Origin of the sequence: Marinomonas mediterranea MMB-1 (assembly GCF_000192865.1) — a bacterium.
Classification (GTDB): domain Bacteria; phylum Pseudomonadota; class Gammaproteobacteria; order Pseudomonadales; family Marinomonadaceae; genus Marinomonas; species Marinomonas mediterranea.
In genome coordinates this window covers 3,727,558-3,741,683 of record NC_015276.1, presented here as the reverse complement: position 1 = coordinate 3,741,683, position 14,126 = coordinate 3,727,558, and the positions used below count along the sequence as shown (strand labels likewise).

The window sequence follows — 14,126 nt, the reverse complement described above, 5'->3', positions numbered from 1 at the left end:
TTGGCGTCGCTCGTGACTCCGTGCAAAGGTCTATTAAAATAAAAAAGCAATATTTAAACCAAGAAGGAAACGTTATCGTTTTTAAAAAGTCTACTTTTCACCATGAATTTGTTATTTTTAATATAGATTGCGTTTGCGAAAACTTCCTTAAACTGAATCAAGAATTGAATAAATTGGCGCTGTGAGCGTATAACTGGAGGGCGATAATGAATAAAGCGAGTCAAACGTTAGTGTGGGATTGGCCAATTAGAGCATTTCACTGGTTATTAGTGGCTGCATTCAGTGTTTTGATTTTTACGGGTAAATCAGACGAAGATTATTTTCAGTGGCACTTTTATGCTGGATATATAATGTCTGCATTGATTATCGCTCGCGTGTTATATGGCTTTTTCGGGTCAAAGTACGCCCGCTTCAGTGAGTTTGTAAAAGGCCCTATTAGCGTATTGCAATACGCAAAGTCCTTGTTATCGAGCATGAAATCGCCCACTAAAGGAGATAAGCATGCAGGTCACAATCCAATTGGCGCATTAATGGTGGTGTTACTTATTGTATTGCTAAGCGCTCAGTGGATTTCCGGACTTTTTTCGAGCGACGAGGTGTTTTGGTATGGGCCGTTTTATGAAAGTGCTTCAGACGATACTCTTGAAACCATGGCGTATATTCACCATACCTTGCCAGACATCATGCTCTATCTTGTCGCTTTTCATATTGCCGCGGTTTTGTTTCATGAACTGAAACTAGGAGAGCGGTTAGTGCGAGCAATGATAACGGGACGAAAAAGCACGGCAGAACTTGTGGATGGAACAGATTCAGCAAGCACACCGCGTATCGCAACGATTATATGTCTAGGGTTGTCGCTGGCTTGGTTAGCATGGCTTATAAGCTTACCGATTTAAGAGCGGTGTTTTTAAATTCTGTTAGATGTTAGGTGTAGGCAATTCGTATTTGCCTACACCTTTCTCCCACGTTTTTTTGATTACGCGGCATCAGTATCTAGGTAATCATCGACCGCTTCAAACTGCGTGGTGCTTTCAGAGATATCGTCTTCTGAATAGGCGGTGTCTTCGTCTGGTTCGATAACGAGTTCATCCAACAGGTCGGGTGACTTAGGTTGAATGTCTGACGCTTTTTCAGAGGTAGCATCAAGCGAAGGTTTCGTTTTTTTGCGTTTGTTGCCAAGCGCTGCGAGCACGTCATTCTTATTGTTAGCTAAGAACATGGCCAGTGTCTCGACTTGAGCAGGGTCTTCTAGTATATATCCAGATGAGATAAGGTCTGCTAAGGCATCAGCGGTATCCAGCAATTTGTCATACGCATCAGCATCAGACTTGTTCGTAAAGGTCATTTTTTCACTTCCGTTACGTTCTACAACATATTTAATAATTACAGGCATAATTGAGCACCTCTCAGATAATATACTGTATAAATATACAGTATATAGCTTCATTGTCTAGTCCTATTTGTCCTGTATTATGCTGTATGGAATGGATACGTTTGTTTTAGTGGTTGTCAGCACAAAACAGCGAAGGTCATTGGTGCTAATATCGTTCTTACTATGATTTATTTTTGAAGGTCTATAACGGGTGAATTTCGATTTCTCACAACTTAATATGTCTGATTTAAATTGGACGTTTTTATCTACTAATTCTGAACTTCCCTATACGCTGGTTTGGGTGGTCGCTATCCTTGTTCTTCGGCGATATACCAAAAGGTTAGTACGTATTCACCCACGCTTAGAGCACGATATTAAAAGACAACGGCTGAATGCCATTGATAATTTTTTAAACTTATTGATGGTCGTCGGGTTAATCATTATATGGTCGACTGAACTTCAAAATATTGCTATATCCATCGCCGCATTTATTGTGGCGTTAATTATAGCGTTAAAGGAATTTATTCAGTGTATTGTCGGGGCATTTTATAAGGCCAGTGCTCGACCATATCAGGTCGGAGATTGGGTCAAAATAGGTCAATATGAAGGTGAAGTAACGGACAGTGATTGGCTTTCGACAACCTTATTTGAAGTTGACCTTATCGGCAGAAGTTATGCCTATACAGGTAGAACGACCGTCGTGCCAAATAGTCAACTATTGACGTCTGCGGTTCAAAACTTGAATTACATGCGCCGCTACATTGAGCATAGTTTTTCCATATCAAGACACACTGATGACGTGAATCTGTTTGAAATTAAAGATGAGATTTTAGAACGATTGCGAGAGTACAGTGAGCACTTTCACGAGGTCGCGATTCGATATAATAGTCTGATTGAAAAACGGCTGGATATTAAGATCTCGGGTCCAGAACCTAGAGTCAGAATAACGACAACATCCGAAGGATTTAATGTGTTTACCGTCTCTTTATTTTGCCCAACAGAAGAAGCGGTCGAAATTGAGCAGAAGGTCACAGAAGATTTTATGCATCTTTGGTTTAAAAAACGAAATATAAGACAATTGGAACAAGGTTAAAGAATGAGAAAGACTAGTTTACTGCTGATCGTGCTTTTTCCGCTGTTTTTAAGCGGCTGTAATGGCGTGAGTTTAAGCGAGGAAGCGCTGAATAGAGAGGTCGCAACAAGGTTGGCAGAAAAACAACCTGACCGAATTAGGCTGACATTGGAAGACAAAGCACTGGATCTCGTATTGTTAGTTAAGCGTGCAGATATTGATTTGAGCTCGGAGTTTGGCGGTATTGTTAAAATCGTCTTGGATACGGATATTCAAGGCTCAATAGAAGCCTTTGGAAAAACCTTTACGATGACGACATCCTTGGTGCCAAAACTAGAGTCGGGCGTTCGGCTTGATGACGATCTGGTTTATCTCGTTGCCCCTAAACTGACTGAAGTCTCTGTACAGGGAACGAACTTTAGCGATCAGATGCTCAGATCAACCTTGGGAAGTGTTCACGATGAGTTAGAGCAAGCGATTGTACAGTATTTTGATGTGCATCCTATTTATCGCTTAGATCATAATGCAACTGAGAAACTGGCAGCAACGCTCATAGATGAAATACACATTACCGATGATGCCTTAGAGTTTGGTGTTTTTTAGAGCGCTTGTTTGTTAAGCCTTCGCTGTTACTTCTTTGTTAAAAACTCTTTACCAACCGCTCTTTATTAGGCAATGCTTCCCAATGTAATTAGCTCGTGTAAAATTGCGCTTTTGCTTACGAGCTCTCTAAGGAACCAACATGGCAATTTCTAAAAACACCGTAGTGCAGTTTCATTACACTTTACGTGAGGGTGATGAGCTGATTGAAACGTCCGCTGGCAGTGATCCACTTGCCTATTTACACGGTCACGGCAACATAATACCTGGCCTTGAGAAGTCAATGGAAGGCAGAGATACAGGTGATCAATTTGACGTCACGGTTGCATGCGCTGATGCATACGGTGAGCGTAAAGACGATGCTGCTCAGCAGGTGCCGATTAAGCACCTTCAAGGCGCTAAACGTTGGAAGCCTGGAATGGTCGCAATGATTAAAACGGATCAAGGGATGCGTCAGGTTACCATCATTAAAGCAGGTCTTAAGCATGCGACGGTCGATACAAATCACCCGTTAGCAGGCAAAGAGCTTACCTTCTCGGTAGAGATTATCGATACTCGTGAAGCATCAGAAGATGAAGTCGCACATGGCCATGCTCATGGTGTGGGCGGTCATCACCACTAATCTTAGCGAATACAGCTAATCCGTATCTTTTGATCTTATTAGCCCATCACCGCGTAACCTTAGTGATTTTCCCTAAGGTTACGCTTTAGAAAGTTTCCTCTCTAAATAGCATTTATCAATTCGCCGTTTTCATAAAGTGCCGTTCATTCGCTCAAACTTGATCTGAAACATTAAATTAATGATTCTCATTATAAAAAATAAATAATTCTTACTTCGTTCTTGACAGAGTACGTATCCTGACTCAATATGATAATTATTATCATTTGCATCCTTGAGAGGTTAGCTATGAGTCATTTTATTGTTCCTTTTTCAGTACTTGAGCAAGTTATTAAACGAGGGCACTGCGAGGATTCTCCTCAGGTGCTAGAGCATTACTTAAAAACCTGCGAGCGTTACGCGGAACGACTAAACGTATCGGATGCAAATACTTTGTATCGTCGCGTGTTCGATGTATTGCTAGAAACCATCTGTGATACAAACGTCGCGTATCACTGGAGATCAATGTGTCTTGATCATATCTATCGACCTCTTCAAAAGCTAAACCGCTTAATTATCACTGAGCAGGACGCGACAGACTATTTCCAATTAGAGCAAGCCTTACGCACGCTAAGTCGTCGTTACTTAACGCAATAGCAATCTATCCGTCAGAGGCGAGAGCTTACTCTTTCTAGGGTTCCCTCGGGACCCCGTGTGGAAGAAAGAGTATTCAAAGCACTTGCAAAAAAGTGCTGATAAAAAGTACTGACAAAATGTACTTAAAAGAAAAGTACTGAGTAAAAAAGTGTTTTAGAAAAAGTACCTAAAAATGAGTGATATAAACGTGAATGTACGCATAGAAAAAGACAGTATGGGGGAACTTCAAGTACCCGAAAATGCGCTGTATGGCGCTCAAACTCAACGTGCAATTAACAATTTTCCGATCAGTGGGAAACCAATGCCAGAAGCGTTTATCCGAGCGCTTGTACTGATAAAATTGGCGGCTGCACGCACCAATTTTAAATTGGATTGTGTGTCGAAAGACGTTGCTGGTTCGATTGAGTCTGCGTGTAATGAACTTCTCGAACAGAATGATATTATGCAGCATTTCCCCGTTGATATTTTTCAAACGGGCTCGGGCACCAGTTCTAACATGAATGCCAATGAAGTCATTGCAACGCTGGCAACAAAGCACGCCACCGATAATGTGAACCCTAATGATCACGTCAATTTTGGGCAGAGTAGTAATGACATCATTCCTAGTGCCATTCATGTAAGTGCAGCGATTGAAATTTCTGATGTGTTATTGCCTGCGCTACAGCACTTAAAAGCTCGAATTTCAGCAAAGGCGACGGCGCTAAAAGGGGTTACGAAAACAGGCCGTACGCATTTGATGGATGCGATGCCCGTTCGGTTTGATCAGACATTTAATGCATGGGCGTCGCAGATACAAGATAACATCGACAATCTAACCGCTGTAAAATCAAAACTACTGCGTTTAGCTCAAGGTGGAACGGCGGTTGGGACTGGCATAAATGCTCATCCTGAATTCGCTACGCTCATCGCAAAAGAATTGGGTAATCTTACCAATGTTGACTTTGTCCCAGCGGATGATTTCTTTGCGCTCATTGGCTCCCAAGATACCGTAGTAGCGGTGTCTGGAGTATTAAAAACCATTGCAGTTACTTTTATGAAAATTGCAAACGACTTGCGTTGGATGAACTCGGGTCCACTTGCTGGGTTAGGTGAAATTACATTAGAAGCACTCCAGCCTGGCTCCTCTATTATGCCGGGTAAAGTAAACCCAGTTATTCCTGAAGCGACAGCCATGGTCGCAGCGCAAGTCATCGGGAATGATACGACGATCACGATTGGCGGGCAGTCTGGAAACTTTGAATTAAATGTGATGTTGCCTGTTATCGCCGCTAATTTATTGTTCAGTATTGAGTTGCTTTCAAACAGCGCCGTCTTATTGGCTGAAAAAGCGATCGACACGTTAGAAGTGAATCAAGATAAGCTGAACGAAGCATTGGATAAGAATCCAATTCTTGTGACGGCATTAAACCCCATCATTGGTTACCTAAAAGCTGCCGAGATAGCCAAGCTGGCTTACCGAGAGGGTCGAGCGATCATTGACGTTGCAGAGCAGGAGACTGACCTGAGTCGTGAAGAGCTAACGAGGCTGCTTGATCCAAAGGCATTGACTGAAGGCGGGTTATAGACACGCTCTTGGTCATCTTTCGTCATAAGTTCTGCCCTTCAATCATCCGAATCTAGTGACTGGCATCAATTAGACTCGAACAGGGCATAGGGAGCGTTTTCGCTCCCTTTTTTTAGCCTTTTTTATTCTGTCTTGAAACGAGTCACCATAGCGAAAAGGTGTTTGCTCAAGGAATCCTGTTGTTTACAAAGTGTCGCTACTTCGTCAGAAATGGAGGAGATATGGTGTGCGGAATCACTGATGTTTGTGATGTTCGCATTCACATCTTCCGTAACGGCTCGTTGCTCTTCAGCCGAGGCCGCTGTTTGCATGGTCATGTCTTTCATTTGCTTCACAACCTCTTCGATTTTATTAAATGCGTTAAGTGCTTCCATTGAAAGCCCTGTTGCGTTTTCGGATTCGTTGAGGCTTTCGATCATAGAACGTGAGGCCTGACTGGTTTTGCTGGATAGCTGTGTCAGTATGCCACCGATCTGCTCCGTTGATTCTTGAGTTCGTTGTGCCAAGCTACGAACTTCATCTGCAACGACTGCAAATCCTCGACCTTGCTCTCCAGCTCGCGCGGCTTCGATTGCTGCGTTTAAGGCAAGTAAGTTTGTTTGTTCTGCGATGTCTTGAATCGTCGATAGAATTTGATTGATGTTACCGGTCTCTTTCTCCAAATCCGAAATGATTCTATTCGATTCCTCCAGTCGACTTCCAAGACGCGTAACGCCGTCGGCATTAGTTTGGATAAGCTTCTTACCCGCAACGGTTGTTTCCAGCCCTTGCTCGGAGAATTTAGCGGTGTGAACGCAGTTCTCGGCCGCTTCGTTCGCCGCAAGCACCATTTGCTGACCCGCTGCCGAAATCAGTTCAATAGATTGCAGTTGATCGCCGGTTGAGCGCGCGACATCGTGCGCTTTCTCTGCGGTTTTCGCCGCCGTGTCGTCAATTTCGATACTAGAGTGTTTAATGTCTTGAATGAGTTTGCGTGTTGCTTCGATAAATTGGTTAAACCAGTTTGAGAGCACACCGGTTTCATCATTTGAATCGGTGTCAATTTTAGCAGTTAAATCGCCTTCACCTTCGGCGATGACTCGCAGGTGTCCAGAGACAGATTCGATTGGAGTAATCAAGCGTTTGGCAATAAAGAAGCTAAGTAGGATAAACGCGATCAACAAAACACTACTGACTAAAATCGTTGTCTTAATGAGTTCGATTGAGCCGGCATAAATTTCTGATGTTGGAACCAATCCAACAAATTTCCATTTTAGAGTGGGGGAGGTGTAGACGTTCGCCGCATAGTCTTTTCCTTCGAGTGAGAAACGGACTAGGCCAGATGAGGTATTTGCTATTTTTTGATACGCCTCACCGCTAAGGCTGTTGACCGCTTTAAAGTTATTTTCAGGATGCAGCGCGTCGACCAGAATGGTCCCACCGTCCTCAATTACCATTAGGCTGCCTTCTTTACCTAGTTTGGTTTGTCGAGCCATTTCCGTCAGGGTTTTTATCGAGAAATCGATCGCAACGACACCGCCTAGCTGATTACCTTTATTATACGATCGAACCGCGGATACATAGACTGCATCATCAGGCTCCCAGTAATAAGCTTCTCTTAAAACGGTTTTGCCTGCGTTTTTAACCGCTATATCATACCAAGGTTCATTTTTAGGGTGCCACTCGCTGTACCCGTAAGTGCCCGGCCATTCCATGTAACCGCCGTCTTTGTCCCCCATATAGACGTAAACATAGTTTGGGTTGTTCTTGCCTAGATCCTCAAACATATTGAAAAGAGCGGCTTCTCGTCCACCTACTTTTTGTGACACAGCGCTGGGTGCCTTGCCGGATGTTTCATAGTAGGTTGTAAGTGGTGCGGCATTCGCGGCGGTAACGTTATCGCTTTCAGAGAGGTAGCCGACCACATGTCGTATGTCGTCAATAAATTGATCAAATGACTTTTCGACAGCGGCGAGTGTTTGGTTACTGTTTTCAGAAAAGTCTTCTAAAGCTTGATTGGAAGACAGTACTGCGGTGATTATGGTTACTAGGGCGACGGGGAGTAGTGTCGCGACCGAAAATGCTATGAGCAGCTTGCTCTTAATTTTCATAGATAGATCTCTCGAAAGCCATCGTTATAATTCGAGATCTTTACACAACGACTAAGCGCTCTATTACCGTGCTAAAAATAGATTGGTTATTGATTCGCTCTCGACTTCGTATATAGGTCTCATTCTGATATTTCTATTTTTAATGATATATATTACGAAGTCGAGACAAATAAATATTTATTATGAGCGCACTATCTAGGGCGTATTATTTAGCTCGTCAACGAGCGCATTTACGGCAGCCGCACTTGCATGTATTTGGGTTGTGTCAAACAAAGGTATTGCGAGATCTTGTTGTTTGATGAGTAGAGTGATTTCTGTGCAGCCAGCGATGACGCATTCTGCACCTTCAGACCGAAGCTTTTCAATAATTTGGAGATAATGTTTTTTTGACGAGGCGCTGATTTTTCCCTGACAAAGCTCCTTATAAATCACGTTGTGGATTATTTCTCTGTCTTGTTCATTTGGTATGAGAACCTCTAAGCCATAGTTTGCCGACAGGCGTTTGACATAAAACTCACTTTCCATCGAAAAACGTGTGCCTAAAAATGCGACTTTCTTATAGCCTGATTCGACAATCAATTCAGCGGTTTTATCCGCAATATGTAGAATGGGAAGCTGGCATTTTGCTTGTATCTCAGGCACCAGTTTATGCATGGTATTGGTGGCAATGACGAGGAAATTGGCGCCTGCTTGTTCGAGTCTTTGCGCTTCGCTTGATAATACCTCGCCGAGCATTGGCCAGTTGTCTGCGTGCTGAAGCGCCGCGATTTCAGCGAAGTTGACACTGCTTAGGAGTATTTTGGCTGAATTTAAACCGCCCAGCGCTTTCTTAGTGTCTTCATTGATGATCTTGTAATATAAGCTGGTGGACTCCCAACTCATGCCACCTAATATTCCAATCGTTTTCATATCACACGCCTTGTTTGCCATTTTCTATTAGTGTAGAGCGAAGGCAATACTTTGTCCCGATACAGATGATCATCATTAAAAGGAGGACTGTATTGCAGTATTGCGATATCTCATCGTTAAAACTTGATACTGATCTGCGCTTTAGAGCGAGTGGGCTCTTTGGGTGCTTTCAATGGCTCGACGAGGTTTTCTAGCCCGTTTACTTTGATTTCAAGTGTTAGCTGGAGCCATCGACCTAGATTGCCTTCAGGCCAGCCTTCATGAGAAAACCACAGTAAGTAAGGCTCGGGTAAGTCTATCAGCAACTGACCTTGATATTTGCCAAACGGCATTGTTTGGCGAGCTACCTGTACTAAATCTTCTTTTTCAAACATCTTAATCGTCTCACTAGGTCGATATGTCGAGAATCTTATCATGTTCAAAGCGGTGAATCAGAAAATCACACACTGCTTTTAACTTGGGCGATGGCGTTTGTGATTTCGGATAGACCAACCACACGCCACTGTAGGGATATTGATATTGCGATAATAATGGTACGAGGCGACCTGAATCGAATTCTTTTCGAACGTAATAATCGGGTAATTGGGCAATTCCCAATCCCTTTTTGACCGCGTCTAGTAAGGCTAGACCAGAGTTGCTGCGCCACTGACTGCTGACTTTGACTTCTTTACGTTGGCCATTTTGCTGAAATAGCCAATGGTTCTTGGAGCCAATTAAACATTTATGTTTATTGAGCTCAGATAAGGTGTGCGGCATACCGTATTGATCTATGTATTCTCGCGAAGCACACAGGAATTCTTGACGATCGCAAAGACGTCGAGACAGTAGACTAGAGTCTTTCATTGCCCCCATCCGAATGGCCAGATCGTAATTTTCCTCGATCAGATCCACGGCGCGGTTGGTAAGGTGTAGATCCAACTCAATTTTGGGGTGGGTAGTCAAAAAGTCGTTCATGACTGGTGCTATGTATCGCTCACCAAAGGTCGTTGCGCAGGTCATTTTAAAGGAACCAATCGGCGCTTGATTCAGTGATGAAATGACTTCTTCGGCACTGCTGAGAGCGGCAGGTAAGCCTCGGCAATGTTGATAATACAACTCACCCGCTTCACTTAAGCGAATCCGTCGGGTTGTGCGAAACAAGAGTGTGCTGCCCAGTTCGGATTCCAGTTGCGTCACTAAGCGACTGATATGAGAAGCAGAGACACTTAGTTTTATGGCCGCTGCTGAAAAGCTGCCCTGTCGAACCACTTCTACGAAGGCTTCCATTGCTTCCCAGTTTTTCATTATGGTGGCCTCAATTGATTCAATATAAGATGTTATATTATAACTATTTGGTATGGTTTTTAAAACATTATTGCTATATGGCAATAATAAATTGCCAAAATGAACATTATCGCCTCAATGATTTACGACTAAACTCCTTTTACTTAATGTAGAAAATGTCGAATTCAAACCAATTTTTGGAGTGCGCAATGAAATGTAAAGCAGCTGTTGCTTGGGGACCAGGCCAACCGTTAAAAATTGAAGAAGTGGATGTTCAGGACCCACAAGCTGGCGAAGTACTTGTTCGCATGGTGGCAACAGGTGTTTGTCACACTGACGCTTTTACTCTATCAGGTGACGATCCAGAAGGTATTTTCCCTGCTATCTTGGGTCACGAAGGCGCGGGTGTCGTTGAAGCGGTTGGTGAAGGGGTTACCACGCTAAAACCGGGCGATCACGTGATCCCTTTGTACACGGCTGAGTGTGGCGAGTGTAAATTCTGTAAATCTGGCAAAACTAACTTGTGTCAGGCGGTTCGTGAAACTCAAGGTAAAGGCTTAATGCCTGATGGTACTAGCCGTTTTAGTATTAATGGCGAGCCTATTTTCCATTACATGGGCACGTCAACTTTTTCTGAATACAGTGTGGTACCTGAAATTTCATTGGCGAAAATTCACGTCGATGCGCCGTTGGAAAAAGTGTGTCTACTAGGTTGTGGTATCACCACAGGTATTGGTGCGGTATTGAACACGGCTAAAGTCGAAGAAGGCGCAACGGTTGCTGTATTCGGTCTGGGCGGCATTGGTTTATCTGTGATCCAAGGCGCGCGCATGGCGGGTGCTTCGAAAATTATTGCCATTGATATTAATGAATCTAAATTTGAAATGGCGACTCAATTTGGCGCAACCGATTGTGTTAATCCGAAGAACTTTGATGCGCCAATTCAGCAGGTAATCGTCGACATGACGGATGGCGGCGTGGATTACTCGTTCGAATGTATCGGTAACGTACAAATTATGCGTCAAGCACTTGAGTGCTGCCATAAAGGGTGGGGTGAATCCATCATTATCGGTGTTGCGGGTGCGGGCCAAGAAATTTCTACTCGCCCATTCCAATTGGTAACAGGCCGCGTATGGAAAGGCTCTGCTTTTGGTGGCGTAAAAGGGCGCAGCCAATTACCAGGTTATGTGGAAGACTACATGAATGGCAAAATCGAAATCGATCCATTTGTGACTCATACTATGTCGCTGGAAAAAATCAACGACGCTTTTGATCTTATGCATGAAGGTAAGAGTATTCGTACCGTGATTCTGTTTGATCAGTAAGAGTGAGCCTATACCGTAATTCAATGATGCGCATCGTCCACGAATGGCGGTGCGAATCCTAAGGAGAACAATATGGAACTCATATCCAGCACTAAAACCTTCGGCGGCTGGTTAAAGCGATACAAACATGAGAGTTTGTCTGTAAAAGGTGACATGACCTTTGCCATTTATTTGCCACCTCAGGCTGAAAACCAAGCGGTTCCGGTAGTGTATTGGTTATCTGGCTTAACTTGCACGGATGAAAACTTTATCCAAAAAGCCGGCGCATTTAAAAAAGCGGCCGAATTGGGCTTAGCCATTGTCTGTCCCGATACCAGTCCTCGCGGTACCGATTACCCAGAAGAGCATGATAGTTATGATTTTGGCTCTGGAGCGGGATTCTATGTGAATGCGACAGTGGACCCTTATCGACATAGTTATCATATGTATGATTATGTTGTTCAGGAGTTGCCTCACTTAGTTGAAGAGCATTTCCCTGTCACCCAAAAACGTTCAATTTCTGGACATTCTATGGGTGGACACGGTGCATTAATATGCGCACTGAAAAATCCAGGATGTTATCAGTCTGTTTCCGCATTTGCTCCGATCTCAAACCCAACTCAGTGTCCGTGGGGGCATAAGGCTTTTAAAGGCTATTTGGGTGAAGATCAGGCGACTTGGGAAGAATGGGATGCTTCTTTGTTGGTTGCGAACGCGAAGGAAAAACTGCCATTGCTGGTGGATCAAGGGGAAGCAGATGATTTTCTGGTTGAGCAATTGAAACCAGAAGCATTAGAAGCGGCTTGTCTTGCCGCGGATCACCCTTTAACTTTGCGTCGCCAGCCGGGATACGACCATAGTTATTATTTTATCGCGTCGTTTATTGATGATCATTTAGAACATCACGCAAGCGCCTTAAAGTAATGTGATTTGAAACTCTAACGAGCTTATCGCTAAAAAGCCGGTAAATGTCTTATTTACCGGCTTTTTTGTGCTTCTAAAATAACGTAAAACGCTTAAGAAAATTTAAATTGGTTAATTTGAGAATGCAGAGAGTTGGTCATTTCCGCAATTAACTGGCTACCGTCACTGAGTTGTTTTGTGTCTTCAAGCACTCTTTCTGAGACATTTCGTATTCCTAGAAGGTTTTCGTTGATCTCTTCTGCCACTGCGCCTTGCTGGCTGGCCGCTGTCGCGATATGGTGGCTGCGGTCTGAAACATCGTTAACTTCCGATGTCATATGCTTCAGCTTATCGGACGCGATATTCATAATTTCAGCGCTTTCTTCTGCTTGCTGGGTACTATTCTTCATTGATTCAGCTGCTGTATTAGACTGACTTTGAAGGGTAGCAATGATCTTTTGAATTTCAACGGTTGATTCTTGAGTGCGACTGGCAAGTGATCTTACTTCGTCTGCAACAACGGCGAAACCACGTCCCATTTCACCTGCGCGTGCTGCTTCGATAGCGGCATTCAATGCGAGAAGGTTTGTTTGCTCTGAAATGTCTCCGATAACGTCGAGGACGGCATCGATGTCCGTGGTTTGCTTTAATAACTGGATAATAACCTGATTCGCATCTTCCACGTGACGGGTTAATACGTGAATGTTTTGATTGGTTTCACTCAAATTTTGACTGCTTTCCTGCGTAATAGTTTGAACGGATTGCGTCGCGATGGCCGTGTCTTTTGCATGCTGTGCGACGTCTTTTATGGAGTAAGACATTTCATTCATTGCCGCGGCAAGCTTATCTACTTCTTGAAACTGATTGTTGACGCCACTCTTTGTACTTGATGTGTTTTCATTCATTTGAACGGTGACAGATTGAAGCTCGTTGATTGCATCTGCAACGCTACTAAGAGTATGGCTTAGCTGCTCTGACAAGGTGTTGGCGGCAAAGGCTAATTTTCCTATTTCATCATTTCGATTAATAGACACTCGCTGCATCATATCGCCTTGAGCCAATATTTGTAGATGGTTCGTAACCTGTTTAAGAGGTTGGGTGATATTACGTACTAGCATAGCGCTTAGCATAACCCCAATGGCGACAATGATCCCTTCTATGCTTGATGACAGCTTAAAGGATGCCCAGAATTCGTTTGTCACTTCTGAATACAGTACACCGGCACCGACAACCCAACCCCACTCATTTTGTTTTTTGACATACGATACCTTGGATTGACCTTCGTCGGAGTTCGGTGGCATAAAGTAATATTCGACAAATCCTTCACCCTTGGATTGCGCGACGTCAACCATGGCCTGCCAGTGGTGTTGTCCTTTAGCGTCTTTGACATTCTTCATGTCTTTGCCAACGGAGGAGGGGCGTAGCGGATGTGCTAGGAGTGTGTGATTAAGGTCATTTACCCAAAAATACCCTTTATCTCCAAAACGAAGGGAAGAAACTGCTTCAAGTGCCTGTCTTTGAGCTTCATCTTTACCAAGCTCGTTTGTTTTGTCGACATAGTGATTTATAAGGGAGTACGCATTTTCCACTTGTTCTTTCACTTGTTGCTTTCGACCATTTAGTAAGGTGTCATACAGTTCCGTATAGGCTGCCGTTTCGAACGTGATCATTATGATTAGAAATCCTGCTACTAATGACCAAAGCTTTGTCGCCACTGATATGTTTTTTAGTGCCATAAATCCTATCTCCAAGCCTTATGGGGTGGGCTAAAACGCCCCCATTCCCCTCTGTTAT

14 protein-coding genes are annotated in these 14,126 nt (G+C 43.6%); 8 read left to right on the top strand and 6 right to left on the bottom strand.

Going from position 1 to position 14,126, the window contains the following annotated elements:
* Window positions 1–206: 206 nt before the first annotated feature.
* The gene (locus MARME_RS17135; protein WP_013662525.1) at window positions 207–896 is read left to right on the top strand and encodes a cytochrome b/b6 domain-containing protein; all 690 of its coding nucleotides are present in this window, start codon (window positions 207–209) and stop codon (window positions 894–896) included.
* An 80-nt stretch (window positions 897–976) separates the two neighbouring features.
* Here MARME_RS17135 and MARME_RS22900 read toward each other — a convergent pair whose 3' ends face one another.
* On the bottom strand, window positions 977–1,393 hold the full coding sequence (locus MARME_RS22900) for a YebG family protein (RefSeq protein WP_013662524.1): 417 nt from the start codon (window positions 1,391–1,393) through the stop codon (window positions 977–979).
* 190 nt (window positions 1,394–1,583) lie between these two features.
* Between MARME_RS22900 and MARME_RS17125 the strand changes: the two genes are divergently transcribed.
* The 5 genes from MARME_RS17125 to MARME_RS17105 all read left to right on the top strand — a co-directional run bounded on the left by MARME_RS17125 (window position 1,584) and on the right by MARME_RS17105 (window position 5,863).
* On the top strand, window positions 1,584–2,465 hold the full coding sequence (locus MARME_RS17125; RefSeq protein WP_013662523.1) for a mechanosensitive ion channel family protein: 882 nt from the start codon (window positions 1,584–1,586) through the stop codon (window positions 2,463–2,465).
* A gap of 3 nt (window positions 2,466–2,468) precedes the next feature.
* Complete coding sequence (locus MARME_RS17120) at window positions 2,469–3,047, top strand: DUF1439 domain-containing protein (RefSeq protein WP_013662522.1); 579 nt, start codon at window positions 2,469–2,471, stop codon at window positions 3,045–3,047.
* Window positions 3,048–3,186: 139 nt separating this feature from the next.
* Window positions 3,187–3,666 carry an FKBP-type peptidyl-prolyl cis-trans isomerase gene (locus tag MARME_RS17115; protein WP_013662521.1) on the top strand — a complete coding sequence of 160 codons (480 nt, stop codon included), beginning with the start codon at window positions 3,187–3,189 and terminating at the stop codon, window positions 3,664–3,666.
* A gap of 285 nt (window positions 3,667–3,951) precedes the next feature.
* Window positions 3,952–4,299 carry a hypothetical protein gene (locus tag MARME_RS17110; protein ID WP_013662520.1) on the top strand — a complete coding sequence of 116 codons (348 nt, stop codon included), beginning with the start codon at window positions 3,952–3,954 and terminating at the stop codon, window positions 4,297–4,299.
* Window positions 4,300–4,486: 187 nt separating this feature from the next.
* Window positions 4,487–5,863, top strand: a complete 1,377-nt coding sequence (locus MARME_RS17105) for a class II fumarate hydratase (protein WP_013662519.1) — start codon at window positions 4,487–4,489, stop codon at window positions 5,861–5,863.
* A 122-nt stretch (window positions 5,864–5,985) separates the two neighbouring features.
* Here MARME_RS17105 and MARME_RS17100 read toward each other — a convergent pair whose 3' ends face one another.
* The 4 genes from MARME_RS17100 to MARME_RS17085 all read right to left on the bottom strand — a co-directional run bounded on the left by MARME_RS17100 (window position 5,986) and on the right by MARME_RS17085 (window position 10,146).
* On the bottom strand, window positions 5,986–7,953 hold the full coding sequence (locus MARME_RS17100; protein WP_013662518.1) for a methyl-accepting chemotaxis protein: 1,968 nt from the start codon (window positions 7,951–7,953) through the stop codon (window positions 5,986–5,988).
* 195 nt (window positions 7,954–8,148) lie between these two features.
* Window positions 8,149–8,862: an aspartate/glutamate racemase family protein gene (locus tag MARME_RS17095; protein ID WP_013662517.1), complete on the bottom strand. Its 714-nt coding sequence runs from the start codon at window positions 8,860–8,862 to the stop codon at window positions 8,149–8,151.
* A gap of 116 nt (window positions 8,863–8,978) precedes the next feature.
* Window positions 8,979–9,236, bottom strand: a complete 258-nt coding sequence (locus tag MARME_RS17090) for a DUF3820 family protein (RefSeq protein WP_013662516.1) — start codon at window positions 9,234–9,236, stop codon at window positions 8,979–8,981.
* Between the two features lie 13 nt (window positions 9,237–9,249).
* Window positions 9,250–10,146, bottom strand: coding sequence for a LysR family transcriptional regulator (locus MARME_RS17085; protein ID WP_013662515.1), 897 nt, complete (start codon window positions 10,144–10,146; stop codon window positions 9,250–9,252).
* 188 nt (window positions 10,147–10,334) lie between these two features.
* Here MARME_RS17085 and MARME_RS17080 point away from each other — a divergent pair, with 188 nt between their 5' ends.
* Both MARME_RS17080 and fghA read left to right on the top strand, forming a co-directional pair.
* Window positions 10,335–11,450: an S-(hydroxymethyl)glutathione dehydrogenase/class III alcohol dehydrogenase gene (locus tag MARME_RS17080; RefSeq protein ID WP_013662514.1), complete on the top strand. Its 1,116-nt coding sequence runs from the start codon at window positions 10,335–10,337 to the stop codon at window positions 11,448–11,450.
* Window positions 11,451–11,522: 72 nt separating this feature from the next.
* Window positions 11,523–12,353 (top strand): S-formylglutathione hydrolase, encoded by an 831-nt coding sequence (gene fghA, locus MARME_RS17075; protein ID WP_013662513.1) that lies wholly within the window; start codon window positions 11,523–11,525, stop codon window positions 12,351–12,353.
* 92 nt (window positions 12,354–12,445) lie between these two features.
* Here the strand turns inward: fghA and MARME_RS17070 are convergent, their stop codons facing one another.
* On the bottom strand, window positions 12,446–14,068 hold the full coding sequence (locus tag MARME_RS17070; RefSeq protein ID WP_013662512.1) for a methyl-accepting chemotaxis protein: 1,623 nt from the start codon (window positions 14,066–14,068) through the stop codon (window positions 12,446–12,448).
* Between the last annotated feature and the right edge of the window lie 58 nt (window positions 14,069–14,126).